The sequence below is a fragment of the Microbulbifer mixtoriginis (SeqCode) genome (assembly GCF_052468275.1).
This window is the reverse complement of sequence record NZ_CP174341.1, coordinates 3,558,943-3,584,885: the sequence shown is the minus strand read 5'-3', so window position 1 is coordinate 3,584,885 and position 25,943 is coordinate 3,558,943. Positions and strand designations below refer to the sequence as shown.

31 protein-coding genes are annotated in these 25,943 nt (G+C 47.3%); 25 read left to right on the top strand and 6 right to left on the bottom strand.

The genetic code is table 11. The features are described 5' to 3' along the window. Positions 1-12: 12 nt before the first annotated feature. From ACJJIC_RS15705 to ACJJIC_RS15670, 8 genes are all read left to right on the top strand, one after another. Entirely contained in the window at positions 13-453 is a 441-nt protein-coding gene (locus ACJJIC_RS15705) for a DUF2793 domain-containing protein (RefSeq protein ID WP_444909339.1), read from the top strand. A 272-nt stretch (positions 454-725) separates the two neighbouring features. Next, positions 726-1,598, top strand: a complete 873-nt coding sequence (locus ACJJIC_RS15700; RefSeq protein ID WP_444909340.1) for an RbmA family biofilm matrix protein — start codon at positions 726-728, stop codon at positions 1,596-1,598. A gap of 96 nt (positions 1,599-1,694) precedes the next feature. Continuing rightward, positions 1,695-2,564, top strand: coding sequence for an RbmA family biofilm matrix protein (locus ACJJIC_RS15695; protein ID WP_445357370.1), 870 nt, complete (start codon positions 1,695-1,697; stop codon positions 2,562-2,564). 95 nt (positions 2,565-2,659) lie between these two features. Continuing rightward, positions 2,660-3,019: an IS3 family transposase gene (locus tag ACJJIC_RS15690; protein ID WP_445357899.1), complete on the top strand. Its 360-nt coding sequence runs from the start codon at positions 2,660-2,662 to the stop codon at positions 3,017-3,019. Positions 3,020-3,503: 484 nt separating this feature from the next. Then, positions 3,504-4,157: a hypothetical protein gene (locus ACJJIC_RS15685; RefSeq protein ID WP_445357369.1), complete on the top strand. Its 654-nt coding sequence runs from the start codon at positions 3,504-3,506 to the stop codon at positions 4,155-4,157. Between the two features lie 122 nt (positions 4,158-4,279). Further along, positions 4,280-5,125, top strand: coding sequence for a CPBP family intramembrane glutamic endopeptidase (locus ACJJIC_RS15680; protein ID WP_445357368.1), 846 nt, complete (start codon positions 4,280-4,282; stop codon positions 5,123-5,125). A 405-nt stretch (positions 5,126-5,530) separates the two neighbouring features. After that, complete coding sequence (locus ACJJIC_RS15675; protein WP_444909344.1) at positions 5,531-5,920, top strand: LexA family protein; 390 nt, start codon at positions 5,531-5,533, stop codon at positions 5,918-5,920. Continuing rightward, on the top strand, positions 5,921-7,174 hold the full coding sequence (locus tag ACJJIC_RS15670; RefSeq protein WP_444909345.1) for a Y-family DNA polymerase: 1,254 nt from the start codon (positions 5,921-5,923) through the stop codon (positions 7,172-7,174). A 106-nt stretch (positions 7,175-7,280) separates the two neighbouring features. Here the strand turns inward: ACJJIC_RS15670 and ACJJIC_RS15665 are convergent, their stop codons facing one another. Continuing rightward, positions 7,281-8,354: a hypothetical protein gene (locus tag ACJJIC_RS15665; RefSeq protein ID WP_444905017.1), complete on the bottom strand. Its 1,074-nt coding sequence runs from the start codon at positions 8,352-8,354 to the stop codon at positions 7,281-7,283. Between the two features lie 856 nt (positions 8,355-9,210). Here ACJJIC_RS15665 and ACJJIC_RS15660 point away from each other — a divergent pair. Next, positions 9,211-9,597: a hypothetical protein gene (locus ACJJIC_RS15660; protein ID WP_445357366.1), complete on the top strand. Its 387-nt coding sequence runs from the start codon at positions 9,211-9,213 to the stop codon at positions 9,595-9,597. Between the two features lie 225 nt (positions 9,598-9,822). On the opposite strand, the gene ACJJIC_RS15655 is transcribed toward ACJJIC_RS15660, so the two are convergent. After that, complete coding sequence (locus ACJJIC_RS15655) at positions 9,823-10,062, bottom strand: site-specific integrase (RefSeq protein WP_445359695.1); 240 nt, start codon at positions 10,060-10,062, stop codon at positions 9,823-9,825. Then, positions 10,063-10,323 (bottom strand): site-specific integrase, encoded by a 261-nt coding sequence (locus ACJJIC_RS15650; RefSeq protein ID WP_444909348.1) that lies wholly within the window; start codon positions 10,321-10,323, stop codon positions 10,063-10,065. A gap of 184 nt (positions 10,324-10,507) precedes the next feature. Between ACJJIC_RS15650 and ACJJIC_RS15645 the strand changes: the two genes are divergently transcribed. The 5 genes from ACJJIC_RS15645 (at position 10,508) to ACJJIC_RS15625 (ending at position 13,019) form a co-directional block, all read left to right on the top strand. Continuing rightward, entirely contained in the window at positions 10,508-10,684 is a 177-nt protein-coding gene (locus ACJJIC_RS15645) for a hypothetical protein (RefSeq protein ID WP_444909349.1), read from the top strand. A 24-nt stretch (positions 10,685-10,708) separates the two neighbouring features. Continuing rightward, the gene (locus ACJJIC_RS15640) at positions 10,709-10,927 is read left to right on the top strand and encodes a hypothetical protein (RefSeq protein ID WP_444909350.1); all 219 of its coding nucleotides are present in this window, start codon (positions 10,709-10,711) and stop codon (positions 10,925-10,927) included. A gap of 21 nt (positions 10,928-10,948) precedes the next feature. After that, positions 10,949-12,046 (top strand): hypothetical protein, encoded by a 1,098-nt coding sequence (locus tag ACJJIC_RS15635; RefSeq protein ID WP_444909351.1) that lies wholly within the window; start codon positions 10,949-10,951, stop codon positions 12,044-12,046. Continuing rightward, positions 12,043-12,294, top strand: coding sequence for a hypothetical protein (locus ACJJIC_RS15630; protein WP_444909352.1), 252 nt, complete (start codon positions 12,043-12,045; stop codon positions 12,292-12,294). The genes ACJJIC_RS15635 and ACJJIC_RS15630 overlap by 4 nt, the downstream gene beginning before the upstream one ends. A gap of 335 nt (positions 12,295-12,629) precedes the next feature. Further along, positions 12,630-13,019, top strand: a complete 390-nt coding sequence (locus ACJJIC_RS15625) for a hypothetical protein (RefSeq protein WP_444909353.1) — start codon at positions 12,630-12,632, stop codon at positions 13,017-13,019. Positions 13,020-13,117: 98 nt separating this feature from the next. Here ACJJIC_RS15625 and ACJJIC_RS15620 read toward each other — a convergent pair whose 3' ends face one another. Beyond that, the gene (locus tag ACJJIC_RS15620) at positions 13,118-13,927 is read right to left on the bottom strand and encodes a potassium channel family protein (RefSeq protein ID WP_444905004.1); all 810 of its coding nucleotides are present in this window, start codon (positions 13,925-13,927) and stop codon (positions 13,118-13,120) included. A gap of 94 nt (positions 13,928-14,021) precedes the next feature. On the opposite strand from ACJJIC_RS15620, the gene ACJJIC_RS15615 reads away from it, so the two are divergent. The 9 genes from ACJJIC_RS15615 to ACJJIC_RS15575 all read left to right on the top strand — a co-directional run bounded on the left by ACJJIC_RS15615 (position 14,022) and on the right by ACJJIC_RS15575 (position 21,870). Further along, entirely contained in the window at positions 14,022-14,564 is a 543-nt protein-coding gene (locus tag ACJJIC_RS15615; protein WP_444909354.1) for a hypothetical protein, read from the top strand. Positions 14,565-14,574: 10 nt separating this feature from the next. Next, on the top strand, positions 14,575-15,123 hold the full coding sequence (locus ACJJIC_RS15610; protein WP_444909355.1) for a hypothetical protein: 549 nt from the start codon (positions 14,575-14,577) through the stop codon (positions 15,121-15,123). Continuing rightward, positions 15,062-15,463, top strand: coding sequence for a hypothetical protein (locus tag ACJJIC_RS15605; RefSeq protein ID WP_444909356.1), 402 nt, complete (start codon positions 15,062-15,064; stop codon positions 15,461-15,463). Before ACJJIC_RS15610 ends, ACJJIC_RS15605 begins: the two co-directional genes overlap by 62 nt. 32 nt (positions 15,464-15,495) lie before the next feature. Next, a complete protein-coding gene (locus ACJJIC_RS15600; protein WP_445357365.1) occupies positions 15,496-16,512 on the top strand; it encodes a hypothetical protein in 1,017 nt (338 codons plus the stop codon). 12 nt (positions 16,513-16,524) lie between these two features. Next, on the top strand, positions 16,525-18,717 hold the full coding sequence (locus ACJJIC_RS15595) for a hypothetical protein (protein WP_445357364.1): 2,193 nt from the start codon (positions 16,525-16,527) through the stop codon (positions 18,715-18,717). A 578-nt stretch (positions 18,718-19,295) separates the two neighbouring features. Beyond that, positions 19,296-19,844 (top strand): hypothetical protein, encoded by a 549-nt coding sequence (locus ACJJIC_RS15590; protein WP_445357363.1) that lies wholly within the window; start codon positions 19,296-19,298, stop codon positions 19,842-19,844. Positions 19,845-19,946: 102 nt separating this feature from the next. Beyond that, positions 19,947-20,312 (top strand): hypothetical protein, encoded by a 366-nt coding sequence (locus tag ACJJIC_RS15585; RefSeq protein ID WP_445357362.1) that lies wholly within the window; start codon positions 19,947-19,949, stop codon positions 20,310-20,312. Between the two features lie 137 nt (positions 20,313-20,449). Next, the gene (locus ACJJIC_RS15580; RefSeq protein ID WP_445357361.1) at positions 20,450-21,334 is read left to right on the top strand and encodes a DUF2971 domain-containing protein; all 885 of its coding nucleotides are present in this window, start codon (positions 20,450-20,452) and stop codon (positions 21,332-21,334) included. A gap of 149 nt (positions 21,335-21,483) precedes the next feature. Then, complete coding sequence (locus ACJJIC_RS15575) at positions 21,484-21,870, top strand: GmrSD restriction endonuclease domain-containing protein (RefSeq protein WP_445357360.1); 387 nt, start codon at positions 21,484-21,486, stop codon at positions 21,868-21,870. 333 nt (positions 21,871-22,203) lie between these two features. Here ACJJIC_RS15575 and ACJJIC_RS15570 read toward each other — a convergent pair whose 3' ends face one another. Together ACJJIC_RS15570 and ACJJIC_RS15565 are read right to left on the bottom strand one after the other, a co-directional pair. After that, positions 22,204-22,560: a hypothetical protein gene (locus ACJJIC_RS15570; protein ID WP_444884555.1), complete on the bottom strand. Its 357-nt coding sequence runs from the start codon at positions 22,558-22,560 to the stop codon at positions 22,204-22,206. A 409-nt stretch (positions 22,561-22,969) separates the two neighbouring features. Then, complete coding sequence (locus ACJJIC_RS15565; RefSeq protein ID WP_445357359.1) at positions 22,970-23,521, bottom strand: DNA-processing protein DprA; 552 nt, start codon at positions 23,519-23,521, stop codon at positions 22,970-22,972. A gap of 439 nt (positions 23,522-23,960) precedes the next feature. Here ACJJIC_RS15565 and ACJJIC_RS15560 point away from each other — a divergent pair, with 439 nt between their 5' ends. Further along, positions 23,961-24,662 (top strand): hypothetical protein, encoded by a 702-nt coding sequence (locus ACJJIC_RS15560; protein WP_252082021.1) that lies wholly within the window; start codon positions 23,961-23,963, stop codon positions 24,660-24,662. Between the two features lie 294 nt (positions 24,663-24,956). Further along, on the top strand, positions 24,957-25,154 hold the full coding sequence (locus ACJJIC_RS15555; RefSeq protein ID WP_252082020.1) for a hypothetical protein: 198 nt from the start codon (positions 24,957-24,959) through the stop codon (positions 25,152-25,154). Positions 25,155-25,943: the final 789 nt, after the last annotated feature.

Here is a 25,943-nt window from a genome sequence, read left to right as displayed (position 1 = left end):
GAACCAAACCCCATGAGCAACACACCCAATAACGGTATTCCCTACGCCCAGGAAGGCACCCTAGACCCCGCCGCCAGCCTTAACCAAGCGCTGGATACCACCGACACACTGCTACAGCTGGAAGTGCAGGCCATACAGAATGATCCACCGGGCTCTGCAAGCGATGGCGATCGCTATCTAGTTGCCGCAGGCACTGGCGCCTGGTCCGGAAAAGACGGCCAGCTCGCGCGCTATGTGGCAGACCCGGGCTACTGGCAATTTTTCCCCGCAAAAGTGGCCCTGAATAAGGCGGATGGTCTTCTGTATGTAAAAGGCAACAGCGGCTGGCAGATCGCCAACCGCCCCGCGACCTTGCCGCAGATTACTGGCGACACAAGCAGCGATTTGGCTGGGGTGGTTACGCAGATGTTAAGCGCGTTGAATGGGATTTATTGGGATAATCAGATTAGTTAGTCGTGTTGTTTTAGTTGTTGGCTTAGATGGTACGGATACTAAGGTAAAAATTTTGAGGTATAAGGAAATGATCGAATAGAATAATTCGAACATTTTTAGCCTACTGATTTTGAGGTTTGTGCTCTGTAAATCTATTTTTCGTAGTTTGGAGCTATCTAAGACGTGCGATAAATACCGATTACCAAAGCATGGGTCGCACTTAATCAGGATTGGGTTATAAAAAATGTTCGAAGTATTTTTGTGTCTCAAAATGTATGTAATGGAATGTAGTTTTGAAAAAATTGACAAATAGATCCCCTCGATACAAGGCTGTAGTGAAAAATTCTATCGCTGGTTTCTCTTTAATTTGCGCGTCGACATTAGTTCAGGCAGATACGATCAGTACAACAATAGATCTAGGTGAGCCGTATCCCTTCAGCTTCGAAGATAGAGTTGAGCATGAGGTGGATTTAGATATTGCCCATCAGTTTGATACCATTGAAAAAGTTTGTTTCAAAACTAAAGTTAAAGGCGGAAATGCTGACAGGATGGCTGTTATTGTAGGACCGGAATATGTTAAACCCTGCCATATGTCCTATGAGATATTGTATCCTATGTCTATGGTTTACACCGCCGATGATCCAACTCCGGAAAATCCCAACCCTGTCTCAGAGCTACAGGATGTTAGTCTCTGTTTAGATCAAAATTCTCTCTTGGCGAAACACCTTCTCGATGGGGAAGTTAAGTTTTCAATCGAAGCGGTTGATGGTTACGTAGAGTTCTGGGACGTTGAGCTAGTTGTCGAAGGTGAATCCTCTGACATCCAGTTGGCGATCGAAATTGATGAACCTGCTGAGTTTTCAGTTCCTTCTTATGGGGGAAGAGTTAATTATGATGCAAGTATTCGTAATTTAGACTATACGCAATCATTGGTTACATTCGAACAATGGAGTGTGCTCAAACTTCCCAATGGGACTAATTATCCCATTCATAAATCACGGGATGTCGTATTGAATTATTCTGAAGCAAAGGATTACACGCGAAATTACCTCAATATACCTGCTTGGTTTGAGGCTGGAGACTACGAGTTGACTTGGTATGTGGTTAATCCAAGCACCGGGAATCTGGTAGAGGACAGCCTGTATTTCACTAAAAGTGCTGACTAAGCTTTAAGCTCCTGGCAGGCTGGGACGCTCTTGTGTCCCAGCTACTCTATTTGGAAGAATTGTTATACTTCATAATATATTGAGTGAGTTGTTATTTTGAAAAAGCTGAGTATAAATCAACCTCTGCACAATACTGTGTTGAGAAAATCCATCGCTGGCTTTACTTTAATCTGCGCATCGGCATCCGTACAGGCAGACATGATCAGTGCCCCAGTACACCTGAGTGAACCGTATCCTTTCATGATGGAGGATGGAATTACTCATGAGGTGAAGTTAGACATTGGCTTTCAATTCAATAGTATTGAAAGGCTTTGTATCCAAGCTGAAGTTAATGGTGGAGATGCGGACTATGCAGGTTTCATAGTAGAAAATGAATCCCCAGGTTACCCGCCTGTAGTTAGTCAATGGATTTCGGTACCTTTATTTTATCCCATTATTCTCCCAACTCCAGAAAATCCTAATCCCATTAGGCAGTTGCAAGATTTCAATTATTGTATGGATGGCAATAATATATTACCAAAGAATCTTCTTGACAGAAAAGGTGAGATTAATTTCACTGTGTCCGGTGGCTATGTAGAGTTATCGGGCCTTAGATTGCAAGTTGAAGGTGATATCTCTAATACTCAGTTAACAATTGCACTTGACGAACCTGCCGAGTTTTCAGTTCCTTCTTACGGAGGGAGAGTCAATTATGATGCAAGTATTCGTAATTTAGATTCTACGCAATCTTTGGTGACACTCGAACAGTGGAGTGTACTTAAATTTCCCAACGGGGATAATTATCCCATCCATAAGTCACGGGATGTGGTGCTAAATTATTCTGAGGCGAAGGACTACACTAGAAATTATCTAAATATTCCTGCTTGGTTTGAGGCCGGAGATTATGAGCTAACCTGGTATGTCACTGACCCAAGTACCGGCGTTCGGGTGAAAGACAGTCTGTATTTCACTAAAAGTGCAGACTAAACGTTAAGCTTTCGGCAGACTGGGGTGCCCTTGTGTCCCAGCTGTCTCGTTCTAATCATATTTAGCTCAGCCAGAGGTTCGGATCAGAACTAGGAATCAAAAGAACTTGTCAGTGGCTGGGAGTATCGCGCAGTGGCTATTATGATTGGCTGAAGAGGCCGCGATCAGAACGAAAATACCAAGATGATGATCTCAAGGTTCAGATTCAAAAGATATCGGATGACTCTGCAGGGCGCTATGGTAGTCCAAGGATTTGGAAAGCCTTGCTGACCAAGGGCTATGAAGTTAGCCGTAAGCGCGTAGCCCGGCTGATGCAGGAGTTAGGGGTCGTAGCCAGAGTTATGAGAGTGACATGTAGGGCACCAGGCATAATACGTTTCCTAGCCTCTGGGGAGAATCTTAGACCGGATGGAGCTGTGCCTAAAAGCAGGAATCAAGTTTGGGTGCTGACGTAACCATACCTTATGGCTAAGGGGCAGTGGCAGTACTTGTCAGTTCAGCGCTAGACTACCAATCACCAATGGAATATGAGCGAATAGCAAAATGAAATGTAGTGTGTCTGTTTTATCGGGGCAAGATCACATTATAAAGCATACTTCAGCTGCGCTGCAGCACGTTTTAGAATGCCGGTTATCGTGACGTTATTGTGGTGGTCATTTTTTAGATATTTTGTAGTTGCTGCAAGTATCAATCTCTAACTGGACACACTTCTCCAGAGAGTTTTTTCTTCCAGCTGGTACCACAGTTTCATACAAGTGCCTTCGTTTTAAGTCGGCAAGCCCTGTAAGCCAGCAGCACCATAGTGGAAAGCCAATCAGATAGTTAATTGGTGGGGAAAGTATGGTATTTTCCCTGTAAATTTATCGGACAGTGGATAGCCAACGCTTCGCTTCGGCTACCCTTGCTAGCAGTGTTGGGCATCTAGAGGAGGCTTTGATATTGAAGTTATTGGTAAAATTTTTGACAGTTTTAATTTTTGCTGGATGCTCGACACTTAGCAAAACTATTAATTACGAAATAGAACCAACTTCTTTACTTAAAAGAACTTACGTTTTTGATTGGTGTGAAGAAAACCAAGCTACTTTGGGTTTATTTGAAGATCACTGTTTTGGAATTTATAATCCCCCTCTTTACTCTTACCCAGTAGATAAAGGATACCTTGTTATCTATCCACTTCTTGTAAGTCATAGGGAGATCGCTGCTGGCCCATTAGGACTACCGGTAATTCCTTTGGGTGGTAACAACGGATTGGAATCATCGGAACGAAAGTTGTACTTTAGATTTAGAACATACTCTGAGACTGATGATTTTAATGTTATACCATTAAAACTTATTGCTGTCAGTGCGGCAGGGGAAGGCTGTGAATTTTCCAAGAGTTCGGAGGATGATATCGGAGAAAAATATACCTGTATGCTCACTATAAATCAAAAGAGCATAAAATCTCTCAAAGTAAATTTGAAACTAAGTGATAATTCAGAAGTTGATATTTTGTATAAGTTATCAGAGTTTACTAGTTATCGGCCTGTAGTAGCTCCTAATGGTCCAGCTAGGGATGAAAAGCCATTTATAATAATTGAAAAAAACGATGCCTAATAAACGTATAAACACGGATTCGTACTACTGTGACGCTTTTTGCTATTCCCTTCGGGGCAAAAATCTCCCTAGTACTACTCACCGGTTATACGGGCGTAAGCTGTTGAACACACGGAGGTATGATGAGGGATAGAGATCAAGCAAAAGTCTTTATCGTCTTGGTGCTTGCAATTAGTTGGAGCTTGGAGGCGTTCATCATCACCAGCGGGGGTGTCAGAAATTTCGGCCTGCTTTGGATAGTCGCCCTGATGTGCATCCCTGGCTCTCTTTCAATAGTGCTGAGACTCATCCTGAAATCGGGATATGAAGATGTCAGATTTCGGATCGGAAAGGGACGCTACTACGTCTATGCTGTAGCAATTCCATTCCTATTAGTATTGCTAACGGGTCTGGTATCTGCAGCCATTGATATCCGGCAATTCTCGCTGGTGTCATTGGAGCAACTGATCCAACTCAGCCCTGTTCTTCTGTCCGTCTTAGTGCTTGGCCTGATCGGCGCATTTGGGGAAGAGCTCGGATGGCGCGGATTCCTATTGCCAAAGTTGGTAAGTGGTGGTGTTAAGAACCCCTATCTCGTCAGCGGACTTGTATGGGCGTCCTGGCATCTTCCACTCATTGCTTACGGAGGTTTCTACCAGACAGATTATACGTTGCTCATGGCGTTGATCTATGGCCTCGGTATTATCGCCATGAGCTTTGTATTCAGCGAGCTCAGAATGCGCTCTGGATCAGTCTGGGTTGCCACCATCGCCCACGCTGCTCACAATTTCTTCTTCCAGTTCGCGGCCCCTGTATTGCTTTTAACGGAACCGGGTTCGCGTTCAAAGTTTTGGGATATGGTGGCCAGCGATACTGGTTTGTGTATCGCAGTGTTCTATGCTGTTGCGTACCTCGTTTTTCGTCATGTCGTTCGACGGGGCAGGGCTTTTGATCGGTGTTTATCGCCAAAAGCCCCGATAAATCAGTAGCGGGCCTTGGCGGGGGTAAGCCACCGGGGCCAGTGCCTTTGGTGGTTAGGGTTTGTCGTTCCTACAAGGAGGTAGACCATGCCTTTGACTGCTCACGTTCAACAACTTCACCACGTTAATAATCTATGTGCCGGCCTGGAATGGGTGGTTGGCTGCCCCAATCAGAATGCGCGCACTGCCTTGCTGTAGCTGATTGGTGAGGAAATGGGGGAAACCCTGCAGGGCGTTATTTTCGGCGTTGAGGCAAAGGCCGCAGGCACAAGCCTACCGATAGAAGAGGCGGCCTAGCCGGCTATTGAAGCCGCTGCTGAGAGTGGTACCGGCCTCATAGTCATCCATTGCTCTTGCCGATTGCTACCTTCTGGCAATAAACTGTATGTATATACAGTATTTGGGTATCCCAGAATGAAGCTTTCCCAACTCTATGGCCACGGCATTGCCTGTGGCTTTCCCTCTCCTGCCGATGACCACAAGGAGGCGGCCCTTAGCCTGGATGAGCATCTGGTCAGCAAGCCAGCGGCGACCTTTATGGCGCGGGCGAACGGGGATTCCATGATGGGGATCGGCATCTTCGACAAGGATCTATTGATTGTCGATCGTTCGTTAAAGCCCACCCATGGCGATGTGGTCGTGGTGGCCCTGGATGGCCAGCTGACCTGCAAGGTGCTGGACCAGCAGCAGGGGCGGCTGCTCTCTGCTAATGATGATTACGCCCCGATCCCTATTTGGGAGGGGCAGGAATTGATTGTGGAGGGGGTGGTAAAGGCTTCGGTGCGCTACCACCGGCCGAGCTGAATGCTGGTACTGGTGGATTGCAACAGCTGCTACGCTAGCTGTGAGCAGATATTCCGGCCGGATTTGCGTGGGCGTCCGGTGGTGGTGCTCTCCAATAACGATGGCTTTGTGGTGGCGCGCTCCAAGGAGGCGAAGCTATTAGGCATTGGCGACCTGGAGCCCTTCTTCAAGGTTCAGCCGCTACTGGGCGCCCACCGGGTAGCGATCTTCTCCAGTAATTATCCCCTGTATGGTGATATCTCTCACCGGGTGATGACCACCCTGCGCGAGTTCGGCCCCAGCGTGGAGGTCTACAGCATTGACGAGATGTTTTTGGACCTGCACGGGCTGCAGGAGAATTGGCAGGACTACGGCCGCAAGATCCGCAATACCCTCTGGCGCAATATTCGAATGCCTGTGGGTGTGGGGATCGCCCCCAGTAAAACCTTGGCCAAGCTCGCCAACCGCGCGGCCAAGAAAACCCCAAAGTGCGATGGCGTCTGTGCATTGGATACCCCGGAGAAGTGGCAGTGGATGCAGCGCCGTACCGCTGTGAATGATGTGTGGGGCATAGGCCGGCGCCTCACCAAGCGCCTAGCGGATTTCGGCATAGAGACCGCCTATGACCTGGCGCAGGCCAACCCGAAAATTTTGCGCCGCCGTATCAATGTGAATATTGAGCGCACTATTGAGGAGTTGAACGGGATTCCCTGCCTGGGCCTGGAGGAAGAGCCCCCAGCGAAGAAGCAGATCTATTGCACCCGCTCCTTCGGTGAAAAGCTCACCGAGCTAGCGCCGATACTGCAGGCCGCCACCCTCTACGCCAGCAGGGCAGCGGAGAAACTGCGCGCGCAGAAGTCGCTGGTTAAGTCGATCCATTTATTCCTGCACACCTCACCCCATGAGCCCAACTACTACAGCCGCAGCGCCGTAGTGCAGACCCCATACCCCACCGACGACACGCGGGTAATCGTGCGGCTGGTGAGAGAAGCCATTGCGGACTTGTACCGCCCCGGCTGTCGCTTTATGAAAGCAGGCGTAGGGCTCATCGAGATAATCCCCCGCGCCCTGGGCCAGGGGGATTTGTTCACCCCAGGGCAATCACTTAGGGCAGGGCAGACCATGCAGGCGATGGACCGAATTAACAAAAAATTCGGCCGGGGCACTTTGTTCCTGGGGGCTGAAGGCATCCAGAAAAAGTGGAAGATGCGGCAGGCATTTACATCGCCTGCCTATACCACCCGGTGGGGGGATTTGCCTAGGGTGGTGACCTGAAGCGATTGCGGAAATTTTACTTTTAGGAAATAACCTTTAAATCAGGTGAGATTTATGGCTCACCTGATTTAAAAGATAAAACTATTAATATTTAATTACTGGCTTCTTAAAGAGTCAAGCTTTTCCAGCCTGATGATGCGCAAACATATAGTAGCGATTCAGATTGATGTATGGTCATGCGGCCTACATCTGATGAGCTATTACAATCAGAATCAGGAGGAGTTCCTGCAGAAGTATCTAACTGTATATACCCTGGAGAATCGTCGTTCTCGATCGGATTTTTGACAGAGAAATTACCTGCATGCGTAATCCTCACCACTTCATGGAATTCGCCTCCGATGTTTTTGTCGTCAAAATTATCCTCCATTGAGGCTTCCCATGTTCCCATTTGAAGGTATTCACCATCTTTCCACGCGATATCTCCTTCATCGGGCCCTGCACCTTCGATATAGAGTCCAGGCTCATTTTCGGGATTTATAATATTGAAGCGACCCTTAAAATAATTTTTGTAATCGTCAAGTACATTTTTAGAGCCTACACCAACTCGCCCCTGTTTGTTTATAGACATCCTTGCTTTGCCATCCGTAAAAAAACCAATCCAGCCGCCATGCTGGCTATCCTGGTTACCGTAGAAGTGAGCACCGGCTCCATTGTTATTTGGGTTAACACCGTCAGAGACGGCTCTCAGTGCAAGCTCTTCCCTATACGGTAGGCATTCATTCAATTCAGTATCTTTGCACTCCTTATCCAGATTTACATTATGGTCCTCGGGTCGAATGAAACCTGAATAATGGAATATAGTTGAATGGCTATTGTCGCCAATTAATTTCAATCTAGTTTTAGTGTTGCCGGGCACAAATTCACTGTGGCCGGATTCCTTTATATCGTTCTCGGATTCCTTAACATTTTCAGTGTCAATCTCCAGCCAGTTAATATAGCTTTCGGTAGAATCTATCCAATTTCCAAGCTGGAATGTATCATCATTCAAGACCGCAATATCGCCTTCAGTAGAGCTGGCACCAGATATTAGTATCGCGGGTTTTTTTGATCCTGAGTCTTTGATGTGCAAAGTGGCTTGAGGACTTGTAACTCCAATGCCAACATCTTCATAAAAACTTTCCGCAACGGCTACACCTGAAGTGACAAGACCAATTAAAAATGTAACGTGTACTTTATTCATTCAACATCTCTTATATCCTATTTATAAGCAGCAGATCTAATTTTACCTGGCAGTTTGTGCCCCAGCATTTTTTCAGCGATATGGGGCTCGGTCAGTTAGGAAAAATTGCCATGCCGTTTTGTGCAAGTCATGCACCGACCAGTGTTTCATTCCATAACCTCTGAGCCGGCTTAGCCTCTGAAGGGGATTGTAAAGTATTAATAGCGGTAGAACATATCACTGTTCCAGAAATAGCTGGGGGAACAATACAAGCGCAGGACGGCTTCAACAAAACGCTTGGTTAAGGATCACTATGTCTGGGTGCTGAAAGAGTACAGGAAATTGGCATAGGCAGGCGTTTACATTGCTTGCCTATATCTTTCAGTGAGATCAACTGCCGGTGATTGCAGTCTAGTTGCTGTGTAAGTGTACAGCTTTTAAGTGTGTCAAAAATTGACCAGCTAAGTAATCATGGGGTTTATTGCGATGCTGAACCACCTTGATATTTACACACAAAGGTCTGTAACTGTATGGTAGTTATAGAGATTTAGGTTTGATTGTGGCTCCTGAGGTCGCGGGTTCGATCCCCGTCGGCCACCCCAGATTCTTCCTTGTCTATCAAGGACTTAAAACCTCGCCTAGTGCGGGGTTTTTTCGTTTTGGGCCTTTGAGGGGTAATTCGAGGGGGTAATTTTTACCATAATCGATTTTTTCAGTCCCTCCGATTGGACATTTATCCAGTGTCCACTGCGCCTAAAGCGTTCCCTTATATACCATCACTTTGGATTGTAATGGGTACCTCAGAAGTGAAGAATGCCGCCGCTGCTCTGAGTGTCGCTAAGTCTACCAATCTAAAAGCCCTACACAGGAGTTTTAAATGAAAGATCAAACTATTTATCAGGAGGTTGCAAAGCTGCTGTACCTCGAAGCTCCAGATGTTTCGAGTGAGGTGCACGCTCTTGTGAGATATTTTAAGGAATCTTCCATGATTTCTGTATGGGTGGGTGAGCTAAGGTCAACAGCTGGCGGGTTTGCTTTATCTTATGAGGCTGGTACTAGAGTCTCAGACCTAGTGGGCGAACTAAAAGCGTATTATGTGGAAAAAAATATGGGGGATTGGAATGTTGCACATTTCATTGCGATTCCTCACGCTAAAAAATTTGAACTTGAGTTTAATTATTGTGAAGAGCTGGAAAATGGTGACGTAACTTTTTCAAAGTATGCAAAAAGGCTCAATCAATCCTCAAGGATTCATCAGGAGTAGCTATTGAAATCTTCAGTTTAGTGCTTTCTGCTCGGAAGATTTTAGGCCCTTTTCAGCAGAAACTTCACCCGTCGCCCTTGGGCACGCCTCGCTTTCCTTTAATCCTCGCCTTGTTAAGAGAAACAACTTTATCGGCGGTGTGGTTGTAGCGCTCCATCATGCTGCGGGTCTTGTGCCCGCTGAATTCCTGCTTGTTGCCTTCGAAATCTGAGATGCCTTTAATCTTTAAATCATGAAACGGGAGCGAGCGGGTAGGGCGCCGGCCTCATAGGCAGCTTTCTGTTCGGGGCTCCAGGTGCTATTAAATCCATCTCGGGTGTAGCGCTGCCCAATTCGGCCACGAATCAGATACATACTTTGTGACCTGGAGCTGGTGTTGCTTTTAAGCGCCAGTTTAACTGCGTCGTGTAATCGATCTGTCCAGAGCTTCAGCTGCTTCTTGCCGGTTTTTTGCTGGCAAATCAACTAATCCTCGTCGGTGATATCCTGCCGCTTTAATGCAAGAACATCTTGTTGCCGTGCGTCGTAGAGGTATGAAATTTCTATGGCAGCAGCGTGTGCGGTGTGGCCCCTGGATTCAAGCCAGGTGTAAAAGGCTAAATATTCGGAATCTTCGACATAACGCCCACCCTGTTTTTCCTTGAGAGGTTTCATCGCCTTAGTTGGGTCGCCGATCGATACGAATCCACGGGCCTTTCCCCAGCGATAAAGATGGACGGCCAGCATCCATTAAGTCTCAGGGGGGCGGTCAGGCCCATAGCCACGGTATTGGCAATAGCGACTCTCATACGCATTCTGTTGACGTGCGCCCGCCATACTATGCACTTGCTTGGATAATAAAAACTTCTGAAATCACCAGTGAGAATATTGCTGACTTACTGGCTGAGTTGAGCGGCGATGAGGATACCTAATGGCTTTCTATCCTATCCGACAGTTAGGTGAGCGCGGCATTAATGTTGATACGCCTCCATTCGAGCTGCCCGTCAATGAATTCTCGGCGGGCAAAAACGCCCGATTTGCCAACGGCGCGGCACAGACTATGCCATCCCCGAAAACACTAGAGGTCCTGGCAGAGGCTCCCGTATGAGGTGCCGGCTGGGTTTCCGATGGTGTGCCGCAGCTGGCCTATGCCTCGCAAACAGAGCTGTATATACGCGAGAATGAAACCTTTGTTAAACGCACCAACAGCACAGATTTTTCCACCGGGTATTCTCCTTCGGAAAACTGGCAGTCGCTGGTGTGGGGCGAAAGCGTGATATTCAATAATGGCGTAGATGTCCCGCAGATTCGTGAGCCGACGGACACGGAATTTAAAGCGCTGCCTAACTGACCATCCAATCTACGAGCTAAATTGCTGCGCGGTTACAAAAATTTCATGGTGGCCTTGGGTATTACTGAGGGTGGGGTCAGTTATCCGAACACTGTGCGCTGGTCTACTGAGGCTGAGCCAGGCCAAGTACCCTGGACTTGGGATGTGGTGGACCTGTCCGGCCTTGCTGGTGCTAACCCGGTGGACTCTGGGGCAAGTGAGCTAGTTGATTGTCTGCCTCTGGGTGGGGCCAATATTATCTACTCTCAGGAAGCCACCTATCTGATGCAGTTTGTCGGCGGGCAATATGTATTCGCCTTCGACAAACTACTCGACCAAGGTATTCTTTGCCGGGGTGCTGTTGCCGCGTTCGACAAGTTTCACTTTGTAATTGGTTCTACTGAAATTTTTGTACATGATGGTTCCAGTACTCGACCGGTAGCGCATCGGAGAGCGAATAAAACTTTTTACAATGAGGTGGGTGACCGCACCAAGGTGCGTTGCGTAGCCAACCATAAAACCAAAGAAGTATGGACCTATTACACTACAGGCGCGGGTAATGCTAACCGGGCCATGGTTTACAACTGGCTGGATAATACCTTCACGTTTGTAGATGTACCGGGCGTCGCTTGTGCAGTCTTTGCACCCAAGCAGGGTGAAATTGTGACCTGGGAGGAGCTGACGCAGAGCTGGGTGGACCTCACCCAGAGCTGGGGTGAGTTTGCTGATACCGCTTTCTACCCGGTGATGTATTACTTCAGCAGCGACAGAGCTGCCCACACCCTGCAGGAAGCCGACTTCCTCAGCACAGCGAGCACAACTCAGTCGGTATACTTGGAGCGCACTGGCATTGACCTAGACCAATTACTGAAAGCGCCTACGAAACAGTGGAAATTGATTCGACAAATTGTTCCGCAAATTCATGGTGCAGGCAAAGTTCGCATCACCGTAGGCGGGGCCTCAACGGCTATGGGTGATGTGCACTGGCGCCAGCCGCGGGAGTTCGACGTGGCCGAAGGGCTCAAGGTGGATGTACGGCTTAAGGCTCGCTATCTAGCCATCAAAATCCAATCCGTAGACGCCGGCTTCTGGCGGCTGACCGGCTGGGACCTGGACCTGATTCCGGTGGATGGCCGATGAGTTACACACCGGGACCGGCGCAGCCGAGAAACCTTGAGGAGCTGTGGCGGTATTTACAGGCGGAGCTGAGCAAGATACAGCGCGCCTTTACCGACCTGGAGGCGCTGGCACCGCTTTACCGTGAGCCGCCACGACGCCCGCCGCTGGGCCTGTTGGTGACTGCCGACGGCACGGACTGGGACCCTGGACAGGGGAAGGGTTTGTATATCTGGGTAGGCACTGCCTGGGTGCAGGTGCATGCGCTGTGAGGTTAGAGAGAATCAAACCTGTTGCCCAAGAGTGTTGAGAACGCGGAGGCAATAAGGGAGCCTGGCGTATGGAGTGCATTGAGTGCACGCTAAATCCGCGTGTGGTGACTTGGGAATAAGTAGCTCCTCAGAGACTGCCTGAGTATCGCCTTAAATAGGTGGGGGTTAATTATAGACGCACCATTAGAGCATTGGCGCAAATTTATCCCTTGTGAGGAGGCCGCTGCTAAATTGGTCTAGCCTGAAATCGTGACATATATTTGGGGTCATTAGAACCTTGCTAGGACTTGGCCCCATAAGATTGATCTGGAATCCTTTATATTCGTGAGGTGTTTATGGCGAGGGCTAGAAGTGGCGAGGATATTTCGCCTAAAAAATTTGGTAAAGCTGGTCAGTCTATCGCTCAATCAGAACATAAATCTGAGGAGCAGGAAATAATTGATTTCACTAAAATCAAGGTGGTTAAAGGTATTACAGGGGAATACGTGCTAACTGTATGGGGAAAAAATGACCCTGATATAGAGCCTTCACTTAATCCAAGATATAACCCATCGAATCCGGATTATTATGAGATAGAAGTATTAGGAAAACGTTTGAGTAGTCCTCGCCCTAAAAAGGTGAAAAGATTCCCACTCGATTTAGACCTTAAAAACTATATGGGTGAAAAAGGCATAGAAGTTATTGGTGCGACCAAATCTGTTAAGTGGGACTTGCCAGAGGTGTAGAGGGGCTTTTTCCATCGAATCGCCTAGCCGTTCAAAACTCCATTGTGGCTATGGCGATTCCCTTGGCTAAAGTGAGACTGAATATGTAGTTTTTACTTTCAGCTAACTTGAGCTTTTAGCTCTTCAAGCTTTTCCCTATACAGGTCATGGTCTCTGGGTTCTGTCAGAACAGAAAGCCCTCCTGTATTAGGGTTGCCGGTTATAATATCTTTTATCATTAGCTCTAATAAATAGCATCTGTTTGGAGAGTGCTCAAAGTGAGTAGACCTTTTAATTATTCTTGCTAAGAAGTCGAATAATTTCTGATCTTTAGGTGTTATATGTAGCAGTGAAAATTCCACCTGTTTTGAAAATATAAGATATTCGGACATGATGTCTAGTTGTAAATCTTGAGATTTTTCTAGCTTATCCTTAAATAATTGAAAATTCTTCCCCTTATCTTTGAAGAGATATTCACGTGTTTTCGTTACTTTAGGCGTATTCCACAATTTCCAAGTTCCACTTTCTCTGCTGTTGACTGTTTGGATAACAAGGTAAGTGGTTATGTAAAGAAAATGATCATATGTTTGGATTAGCTGTTCGGCGATTAAAGCCTGCCTTTTTCTCTCTTGCTGGTCTGCTTGATGTTTGGCTAGTTCATTTAAAAGTAATCCGAAAGCAAAAATACCTACTAAAGCTTCGAGAGCTGTCCAAAAGTAACCAATCTCATTTTTTGGGTGGACTTCTCCATACCCCAGAGTTGTGATTGTCACAATGCTGAAGTAGATGGTTTGAATTAAGCCCATCTCCTCTTCATTAAAGGAAAAAGAATCTCGGAGGAAATAATAGATAATTGCAAAAAAAAGTATTGCCGCTACATAACAAAATAGAAGCTTTTTCCAGGAGAGCCATGAGAGAAAGCGTTGCATATGTCCGTCCATAATTTTCGTGCCGAAGCTTCCATTATCACGCCACAGCTATTGTGTGTAAACGAATTAAGCGTCAAGAAAATGAGCTAAATTTATGAACTCTAACTACGGACACAACCCCTACATGCCCGACTGGGAAACCCAGTACAACCCGGCACCCTCTCTAATTCAACAACCACAAGCTCAGCAACAATCCAGCATTAACCCAATGCAGGCAATGAGCTGGTACAACAAATTCGCAGGCGTTGGCGCATCTGGTGCAGGTAGCACGGCAGGCGGTACCGCCAGCACTGGCGCGGGCAGTGGTGCGGCAGGCGGTTCCAGCTGGATCGCTTCTCTAGGTCCCTGGGCGGCGTTGGCTGTACTCATTGGGGTAAATGAAAACGAAGCCCGCGAAGGTGGCTATCGCGATGAGGATGACAAGGACTACGCCCTGGACTTACTCGGCGGCAAGGTATTCGAGCAAGACGCAACCTACCGCTGGAAAGATGACCTCAACGATGCAGCGCCAGGCTCTGGCAGCATGGTCGAATCAATGGCAAACCTCGGTTCTCTGGATTTCTCCAACGCTGGCAAAGCGTTTGAAGATGGATTGAAAGAAGACCCACTAATTAAAGGCATTCTCAGCCTCTTCTAACAGGTGAAACATGGGATTTTTAGACGGTCTTATGGGTGGTGGTGGCGAGTCCAAAAGCCAGAGTTATCTGGATGAGGACCAGAAAGGCTACCTGAATGATATCTGGGGGGAGGGGCAAAGGCTCTATAACTCCGGGCAATCTCCGGTCGCCGACCTCAGCCCGGAAATGCAGCAATATATCCAGGCTGCAATGGGGTTTGGCAACACCGCCAATGGCAATGCCAACCAAGTATCTGGCGCGGCCAGTGGATTTGGAAATACCGCCAATGTGATGCAGGATTATTTGACCCAGGTAATGAGCGGCGGAGGCTTTCAGGCCCCAATGCAAAACGGTGTTGATATGAACACTGTGAATTCCTTAATAGATAACGACCTGCTGGATTCTCAAATTACGGCCAACACTCGAGACATATACCGCAACCTTAATGAGAGTCAGTTGCCGGGCATCGCCTCTGGGGCGGTTTCTACCGGCAATGCTGGCTCGAGAGGGTATCGCCATGAGCGGTGCAGACGACAGGGCCGCAGATGTAGCTGCGGGTATACGCTCCAACGCCTATAACCAAGCCGTGCAGGTTGCGGCCGGCCAATCCAGCGCGAATCAGGGCGCTCAGCTGGCAACCAATAACCTCAACACATCCCTGGCCAGCAATAACTTCGGTACCGCTGGCAATCTCTTCAATACCGGATTCGGCAACGCCTACAACATGGGCGCGGGCGGTGTGAGCATGATGGGGCAGGGCGGAAACGCGATGCAGAACTATATGCAGCAGGTAGCCATGGCACCTTGGCAAAAACTGCAGCTGTACCAGGGCTCGATTGGCTCTCCAATTGTGCTCAATGAATCCACTCAGGCGGGAGGCAGCAACGGAGCCGGGGGAATCATGCAGGGCATGGGGTAAGGCCCACAACTGAAACTCAACAGGATAGAGAAATGCCAATACTCAGCATCGGCGAGCCTATCGGGGCGCTCGACCAGAATTTCATAGAACCCCAACAATCCCCCACCTTCGACTCCTCAAACCCTTTTGCCCGCACCATCGACCGTTACGAACTGCAGCTAATAGAAAACCAGAGTGAAGTTGAAAAACTGAAGGGCAATAAATGGGCCCGGATTGGGCGCATGCTAACCGCTGCCGGTGTTGGCCTTAACGGTGGCGACCCGTCGCAGGCTTATCGCGGTTACAACAACCAACTAACAGCGCTGCAAAATCATGGCGCCAAGCTCAATTCTGGGATTGATGAAATGAATCTAAAGCGGGCAATGTTGGAGCAGCAAGGTGCGGGCTCGGCAGACACAGTAGGTTCTCCGCTAACACTCGCTAATGGTAATTATGGGATTGCGGTTAAGAATCCTGACGGCTCTACCGAGGTGCGTGACCTCGGTGTTCGGTTTGACCCCAAGGTGCATAAGGTCGGTGACCAGCTCCTGATGACAACTGGCGGAAGCACGCCCGTAGAGCTCCTGTCTGATGAGCAGCTTCAGAAGATTTATGACCAGCGTATAAAAAACAAGAAAGGTGAGATTGATTTCAAGAATAATTCTGAGGCCGAAAAGACGGCCGCGCTTAACGCTAAAACTTACAAGGCGTATCAGGCTGGAATGGAAGGCTTATCTAAAGGGATGGAGGGAACTACCACTAATCCGTTTACAGGTTCATTCCCGGCGTTGACCTCTGGGGCGCAGACGGCTGATGGGGCAGTGTCTGCCATGGCCCCAATCCTTAAATCCCTTTTTCGTGAGGCCGGCGAGGGTGTCTTTACTGATAAAGATCAAGAACTGCTGTTAAAGATGATTCCAACCCGGAAGGACCACCCAGAAGCCCGCAAGGCAAAACTCGAAATGGTTGACCGAATTGTTCGGGCGAAACTTGGTATCGACTTCGAAGATATTGAGCGTGATGGTCCTGAGGCGGTAGCTGACGCCGCCAACACAAATAAAGACCCATAGGGGATTCGATGAATGGCTTTAACTATCGCGGAAATACGTAAGCAATATCCTGAATATTCAGATATGAGCGATGAAGCTTTGGCGCGCAGCCTGCACCAGTCGTATTACAGAGATATGGAGTTTGGCGAGTTCGCCGGCAAAATTGGCTACACACTGCCAGACCCTGCAGGTATTAATCAACCCGGCGCTTTCGAGCAGTTTGCGGACAATTCCATTGGTGAGCTTGAGGTGGTGGGCGCGGTAGGTTCGTCGATTTTGGCTGAGCCGGTTTCTGGACTCGCGGGCATTGCTCAATCGCTAAATCCCTGGGCCGAGCCGGGAGCTGGTTACCGAGCAGTGGGGGCGGCTCGCAACTTCCTCACCTATGAGCCGTGCACCGATGAAGGTAGGGACAAGCTAAATACGCTTTCTGACTTTATCGAACCTGCCGGCCGGGCTATGGAATATGCCGAAAAGAGCCTGGGTGATGCGACCTATAACGCTACAGGAAGTCCAGCATTGGCTGCCGGTGCCGCCTCTGTACCAACGGCAATTTTGGAGCTGCTGGGCGTTGGCCTCGGTAAAGGCGCTACCCAAGCAAAAAGGGCCACGCCAGAGAATGTAAAAACGGAACTGACGCGACTTGGTGTGGACTCGCATCAGATGTCGGAGGAGGCAGTCTTAAGGGTAGTTGACGAACTGAATGAGGGTGCTGACTTCTCCAGTGATGCTCTGGTGGGAGTCCTTGAAAATGTCGATATGCCAGAGGATTGGGTACCAAAAACCCGCGCCGAGCAGCAGGGGATTGAAACTGGCAACTTTGACCTATGGCGCAAACAGAATGAGGCTGCGGCCGGCGTTTACGGAAGCCATGCAGAGCAGGCAGTTAATCGTTTCACTGATTTCCGCGAGCGCCAGCTGGGCAAGGTGGTGCAGAATCAGATGGATGACCTGGGGCTGACTGAAGGGGCTAGCTCACTCGCAAGTAATGCGGGGATGCTCTATGACGGCCTTTTGTCAAAGGTAGAGAATGCCAAGCAGGCTAAAACCGACGCTTACACCAGAGTGGACGATATTGCCAAAGAACGTGGTCCTATGATGGCCGAGGGCTCGGTTATGCAAGAGGGGCTGGGAGCGGCCTATCGCGGATTTGATGGCGATATCAAACTTGCCAGCAAGACCGAGACGCCCAACGCATATGGGTTGTATGAGGAGTTTCATGCAGCGCTGCGAGGTGAAAAGTCTTCCGGTTTACCGGGCGCCCTTACAGTCGCGACCAACAAGATGGAAAGTTTGGATAACTTCGAAAGCCTGCGCCGTCGAATTTCTGCTGCTGAGCGGGCCTCCGCCCCCGGCTCTGCCGACCAAGCACTACTTGGGCAAGTGCGTCGGCAATATGACAGCTGGCTTGATGAGGCCGTGGAGAATGGGAAGTTTTTCGGCTCGCCCGAGCAGCTGGACGCCCTTAAAGAAGCTCGCCGCCTTAATCGCGAGTACATGCAGATAGTCAAAGGCACTCACAAGGATGGTAAGCCCACAGCTCGCACTGGCATTATCAATGATGTTGTGAACGGGCGAAGCACTCCAGAGGAAGTGGTCAACAAGATAATCGGTGGCACCGGCAAGAAGCAGGGAGCGGCCATCGTTGAGGACTTCAAGCGGCTATTCGGTGAAGACTCTCCGGAATTCGGAGCCCTGCGGCAGTCCGCTTTTATGAATATTTTCGGCCCCGCTTTTAAGGTGGCCGAGGATGGCAGCCTGCATCTATCCAGGGGCTGCTATATCAATCGACTCTCCGACCAGCTCAAGAGCAATGAGAGCAATGAGAGCAATCTGCGGGCCTTGTTCGATGAGTCTGAGGTGGGTAGATGGAATAAGTTTTCCGGCGAGCTGCGCAAACTACAGGAGAATGTGCGCAAGAAGAACTTTTCGGGCTCTGCGTACCACCTAGCCGGACCGATGAGTGCACTGATTGACCGGGTAGGCATCATTACCCAGTGGCTGCCGTTTATGCGCGAGGGTGCCGAGAGTGTGAGCAAGAGCCGCCGTTGGCGAGACCTGAGAAAAAACGGCTTGGCTGAAGGTGATTTCACCGTGTCCAGCGACACTGCTACTTTACTTGGTGCATTACTAGGTGGCGCCCCGGCGCCCTCAGGAGTATCACCGGCGCTACTGTTAAGTGAGGATGACGAGCCTCGCAATCAGGGTGTCTTGGCTATTAAATAACTCCCCCCCAGTGTCAGTTAACCCGCCTGATGCTCTACCAGGCTGTTTCGAGGCGAATACGCACCAACGATACGGGTAAACACCTCTCCGTTTTGAAACTGTCAGAGTATGGCTGGCAAACTCCATCCAGAGACGTTCAACAGTCCCGTGCCGGTGTATGCTGATAATGATAATGGTCCGTGTTGATTGTAGAGATGGCAAATCGCTTGGCCATTGATAAGTGGCTGCAGGCTAAATGGTATATACCCGCAGCTATAGAATTGTTTGCTAACAGAATCTGCAAAATTGTTGGTGCATGCTTTGGGGGCAAAACTAGCTAGATAGAAATAGTTTGGATGAAATCATCAGGTAGAGTAGATTTATAAACCTTCTGGAAAGAAGATGTAAAATTTACTTTTAACTTCAAGAGTTAAAAGTTGTTAGGTGTTGACAGGTTGAAAGATATGCCAGTTTAATAAAAAGTTGTAATTTTTTAACTTTTTAGTAATTTTTCCTTTTAGGGTTTCGAGGTTTGGTGGTATATAAGTGGTGCTTGCTAACTGTACTGTATATTTATCTACCCCCCCAAGGAGGCTGATTTGAAGTTTACTGATAAGATTTTAAAAGCCAAAAGACGATCAATATTTTCGTATGTAATAGGTTTCTTTGTTGTGATCTATTTTTGCATGATTACAATTAAAGGTATTTATTTTTGGACTGAAGGCAGTCTTTTCACTTTCGCTCATAACATACACATGTGGACTAGTTGGCTTATCGCGGAAACAAGGCCGATAAATGGACTTTGGCAAATAATACCGGCAATACCATTCGAAGGTAGAGATATTCTAGCTTTTTATAAAGTGATTATTCCTCCTTTTGTCATTTTTGGTGTGTGTGCGTTATTTATACTTGACCACCGTATTTTGAAGCAGAAATTTTATGAGCTCAAAGACCAAATCGAAAAGGAAATTGCTCTGCGTGAGATGCGTGAGGAAGCAGGTCTGGAGACTTTAAAAGAAAATTCCACCATTGATATTATGGTTAGGAATGCAACTAATGATGATCCGCCTTGGCATGACACATGGTGGGGCAGGGTGGTAATTGGTGTTGCTATCGTGCTAGTCGTTACGGCTTTTGGGTTGAAGTAGGCTAGAGACGCTTGAATAATAGGGTGTACCGCTCGAAATAAGCTGTGTTTGTTCCAATATTTTATCTCATGTACGATCCCTCAGAACAATGGAGGGATCGTCATGCGCCTTTTACTGCCTATTCTCCCATCTACCGCCCTGGCTGGCTGCCTTGAAGTCGAAGCTAAAGGGGAGCGCAACTATGACCGCCATGAGTGGCTACCGAAGTGGTCCGACTCTGACGGCGATTGCCAGAGCACCCGTCATGAGCTTTTGGTTCAAAATTCAGCAACACCAAACTTAGCAGCAATCATTGCTATTAACGAACACGAAGCCAGAGATGGTGGTTATCGCGATGAGAATAATATGGTCTTTGCCCTGAATTTGCTCGGTGGCAAGGTGTTCGAGCATGACGCCACCTACCGCAGGATGGACGATCTCAATGATGCGGTGCTTGATGTTAGCTATATGATTGAATCTGCGGTATAGCTCGGTTGAATTTCATAGGGCAAGATATATTGGGTTTGTAATTTGTTATTTCGGTTCTCCTTTAGAAAAAATAATTACAGTATTTATTAATTTATGGGTGATAATGTTTAGTTTATGCAGATTAGGAACTTAGCTGAGTGACAGTTTCTCTATATAAGTATATGACGTGGAATGCATCGTATGAGTTTTTCTTGCAGCCAAAGTTGAGATTTACCCAGCCGTCTCAGTTTAATGACCCCTTTGAAGGGCAGGCATCAGCCCAAAGTATGCTGGAACTCACACAGTCGATGCAGCCGAAGGCTCAGTACGGGGAGGTTTTCCAGCAGTTGATTCAAAATCTACAGACGGCTACAGAATCACCTAATTTAATTTATCCGGAATATGCGATCTTGTGTTTAGCGTCCTGTGAGCAAAATCTTTTGATGTGGGCTCACTATGCTGAGAATCATACTGGCTTCATGATCGAGCTCGATTCTTCTCATCTATTTTTTCAAGATTGGTATTCCTATAAAAAAGTTGTGAGACCTGCGGATCAACTTTTAGGGCGGATACATGACGTTGCGTATTCCAGTCAGCGTGCAAAGATTCCTCAAGGACAATCTAGCATAAAATCTTTACTGGTTAAGGGAGAGGAGTGGAGTTATGAAGAAGAGTATCGGATGTTTTTGCGCCGTGAAGACGCTGATTTCCATAACCTAGCATCCTGTGAGGAGAGTGACCCCAATCATGAATCATGCATTTTGCTTTATCAAATTCCCCCGGAAGCTATCAAGAGAGTTGTGATTGGTTGTCGAGCGGGTTCTAGGAAGCAGGAAATAGTAGATCAATTAAACCAGGCATTTAAATTGGGTGTCATTAACCAAGGAAGTATTCAGGTTCAAGAGGCAGTCATTGATCCTAATCTATTTAGATTAAATTACCGAGACCTCTCCATTCAAGCTTCTGCCCCTATTAATAACACTTATAGTAGTGCGGAGAATGCAGGAAAGGATTGGTTTTTTAGCCCACATTTGGATTCTTGAGTAGTAGGCGCTGCGTGCTAAAGATTGTGGAGTCACTAGTAGTAGTTCATTATTAAATTGAAAGTAATTTACACTTGAACTGTGATCTGTTGTATTTGTTCCTCCCATCCACCCCCTGTACGATCCCTTAAAACAATTGGGGGGCCGTCATGCGCCTTATCCTACCAGTTATCTTATCCGCTGCTCTATCGGGCTGTTTCGAGGCTGAAGCCAATACCAGCGAGTACGACCGCCACGAATGGCTTCCAGACTGGTCTGATACTGGCCGAGATCGCCAGAGCACCCGCCATGAGCTGCTAGTTCAATTCTCCCTGGCTCCAGTAACCTTCACCAATGAAAAGCAGTGCACGGTGGACACCGGTCTCTGGCTGGACCCATACACTGGCAACTTTTACACACTGGCCTCTGACCTGGATGTTGAACACATCGTGCCACTTTCCTGGGCGCACGAGCACGGTGGTGCCAACTGGACTGTAGAGCTGAAGAGACAGTTTGCCGAAGACCCTGAGAACCTCTGGTTAGTCGATGACGGCTGAAACCAGAGCAAGGGCGACAAAGGCTCGGACGAATGGATGCCGCCCTATGAGCCAGTCTAGGCCATCTATGTTAAGCGCTTTATGGCGATAGTTGAGATGTATGGGCTAAAGTTCTAACGGAAAGAGTTAGCCCAAATGTTGGCATTCTTGGGAGAGTAGGCGATTGTCAGATCTTGGAGTTCATAATCTGCTCTATTTATTAGAGAAGCGGCCTCCCCTTATTGTGTAGGCTGCTTCTCTTAAAATAAGCTCATCAAGTGGGAGCATTCAACCTGTTGAAATACTCCTCATTATTAGTGGTATCGTGAAGTTGTTTGTGGTTATTGACAGTTTTTACCAAGAGTATTTGAAGTCTATCCACTCGCCATTGTCATTACAGTAGGCGTTAACGTCGCAATAGTTCTTACAAATCGAACCTCTGCTTATATTAATTATTGTACCTTCATGATGTGCTGCTTCAACATCTCCAAGCCAACAATCTTTTCCGGTTCTGTTGGTGGTATCAATCTCAACTTTATAGGTGCTGGATCTAAATCCTGAAGTTGTTTCCTTTATGACCCCAGTGCATTGATATAGCTCTCCCTGAAAAACAAAGTGGTGTGACAGTTGTTGGGATGGGCAGGTAGCGCTGTTGGCCATTGTGGTGACAGAAGATAAAACTACGGCTGCCAATAATTTTATTTTTAACATCAATAAATCCTTTTTTGATTAAAAGCTTGTATCAAGTCTTGTTTTTTATTTAAAACAACATTAAGTATTTTCCTTTGCGGGAGGTGTTGAGTTCAAGTTATGAAGATATAGTTTGTGCTGTACTACCGGTAATATATGGGCACAATGGTGCCAATTGGATGTGATAGTGAGTAGATTCGTAGATAGAGATAGCTAGAACAATTTATGGGCAGCGCTTTATGGCGATAGTGGAGAAGTATGGGCTGGAGTTCTCGGAGGAGGAATCAGCCCAATAACTGGCTCTCTTAGAAGAGTAGGGTAGTTACAGCTCTAGGAGATCGTAGTCTGACTTAGTTCTTAGGGCTGTCGCCTTCCCTTCATTGATGAGTTTCATTGGGCCCTGACAGTTTAGCCTAGTGAATCCTCAGGGTTATGAGGGGCAACAGCAAAGAGGGGTGGGGGCCTGCAGGTAGAAATCTACATGTTTCATAGTCCCGCTTGATGCCGCAGACTCCACGATGACAGAAGATTGAGACAGGCCAACTTGAACCCTGTTTCTTGCTACAAAGAAGTGTCTTTGGGGTGATACGTCTTCAGGGTGTTCGGATACCCAGAGGCCTCCAGTATCGAGTATTCGCATTGCTAGCTTATAGTTTGCCCGAGGGTTTGCAGTGTGCAGGCCATGGGCAAGCACAGGGATAGTGTCTCCCCCGGCTGCCAGGGCGCCCTCATGGGCTACGGCATCAATCCCCAGGGCTAGTCCGCTTATGACAACATTGCCCTTAGTGGTGATGTAACCTGCGATTCTTCGAGTAATCTCCAGGCCGTTTGGAGAAGTGTCTCGAGATCCAACAATCGCAACGCCTGGCCGATTTAGTAGGCTGACATTGCCGCGGGCAAACAGTGTTGCCGACGGATTGGGAGTATCTTCCAGGCCGACTGGATACTCTGGATTGCCGCGTTGAATCTCAACTATTTCCATTAAGAAGCAGTTTTGCAGAGAGCTAGTGTTAAAACTAGATGCTTAGGGTTATTGCCCCGCGATATGGATGGTACTCAAAAAGATATTCTACGGACATGCCAAAATCCTTGTAACACTTTACATCCTAGTGAAATTTGATCGTAAATATACAGCGGAAATTTAAATCATAAAAACTGGATTTATTTTGGTTAAGCTTCTTGGTTTGGTGCGTTTTGTTTTTGCGTTGAATCATCGGCGGGCTTATCTATCACTTCATGAGTTGCTCAAGTTTTTCGAGTTGCTTTTCGTTGTAGTGATCTTATTGATGTTTTTGTACTAGTGTACAAAAGGCTGAAAACCTTTTGAAAGGAAGGGTTTCTTTGGTCTAAAAAAAGTTTTACTTTTTTGTTTGTCTGTGTATTCTTCGCACTCTGTTTTAAAGTGTTAAATGGATTTATTGATGAATAAAATAATTAAAATAACCTCTGCAGTATTAGGGTTAACAATTTCCTCGGCTGTATTTTCTGCAACGTGTTCTACAAGTGGGTATGATCCAAGCAGCTATCCTAAGGGAAGCGAATATCCAGCTGTGGGTGTACCGACAACTTTTTATCACGATACCCGGCATGTTGATTACAGCGGGAAAAAGGCAACCTTCTCAACCTCTACCGGATTTATGGGATGGGATGAGTATAATTATCAGGATTTTAAATGGAGAGCCAAAGAGTCCATTACATTTACGACCAGAGGACCACACTGGGTGACAGTTAAAGATCCTTTGTCAGCCAAAACAATTTGTAATGACGTTTCGGTTCAAAATAAACCTAAAATGAGTTTGCTTTCTTTTAGTTCATCTAATAGAACAGCAAAAATAAGTTATACCGTAGATGAGTATTCCAAGTTTGCCAAAGAAAACAAGTCTATGGCAATCGTATTCCGCTGGAGGTCTGATTTCTATGGGACAACTGGTAGCGCTGGAGGAGTCACTATCAATGGCTTAAGTGGTACTGTCACCGGGAATATATCAGTCCCTGGTGGCGATGATCTCTATGAAATTGATGCCGTCCTATCAGATGGTACTTATACTGCGGCGGTAAACCTGGGCTATATTAGAACTCAGGGCGATTCTAATCGGCCATGTGAACGCTGCAATAAGAACTAGATTACACAAGGCTATGAAAATTTCACTCTAGTCAAAAGAGTGTTGTGTGCTGGGTTGACCTTTTGTGAGAACGAGTCAGCCTAGCAACCAGTCTTTTTGGGTGAGTGAGGTACACCTTCAAGCACTCTCCCGGGAGTATCCTCCAGTTTCTTATTCAGCACCCATGTTTCATGCATACCCTTACTTCCAGTGCGGAACGGAATAGGCGCCGAATTCATTCCTTTTTTTATTCTGTATGTTTACACAGTATTTTGGTAAATTGCTCCTGTGTCGCCGGAAAGAAGGGGTTGGACCATGACATTTATAGATGTTGAGGCCGAGATACGCGCTTGCTTGAACACTATTGAGATGACTGCAGACACTACCGACCCGAAAATAAGGGATATGCTAAAGGTGCAGATAAACAACCTAGATGCAGCAACCAACACCCTGGTTGATGAGCTAAACACTCTTAATGAGAAGCAAGAACAGCTTAGAGAATTATTAAAGTAGTCAGGCAAGGTCAAGTGGTGGCGCTGTGGTCATGCGCCCCCTTGCCTGACCGCTCCCAGCCTCTCGACACTGTATGTATAAGCAGTATCTAGCATTACGGTGAAACTTACCCCTCTATACGGCAGCGGCGTCAGCTGCGGCTTCCCCTCACCGGCAGACGACTACAAAGAAGAAGCCCTCAGTCTAATGATCATTTAATAACCAGCGGCCTGACGACGTTCATGGCTCGTGCCAATGGCGACTCTATGCAAGGGGTGGGAATCTTCGACCGGGACATTCTTATCATTCCCGGAGAGAGCAGGAGATTCAGTATCCTGGCCCCATATGTCCTCCTTTGCTAGGAATATGAAGTCAAATTATCGAGAGAATCCAGAACCCGTGAACGAAGGAGGGTCGGAGGAAACTGATCAAGTTGTTGGTATGTAACTACGAGCGGTAAAGGGGCGCAATAAACAAGATAAGGCCAGAATTGAGTTAACAGTATTTTGGCTCCGTTACTTCCGAAGATGGGAATTGCAGGAGGTGGCAAAGGTGGCAGGTAGCTAGCATTAAGATTCTATGCCAAATCATTAAGTCCAGCATAGAAGTGGGCTACAAGATGCGAGAGAGGCTTTAGCAGGGATGAGGAAAGGCCCTTTCCCTTCCAGTTAATTAAGTACAATTTTTTATTATACCAATTTGCTCTGGCCATTGGCGCCTTAATTATTAAGCCTTATTAACAGTTAAAGTCGATTGTATTCGATATCGTATTTTTACATAGTATCTATGTTTTGGCCTAACCTGCTATTT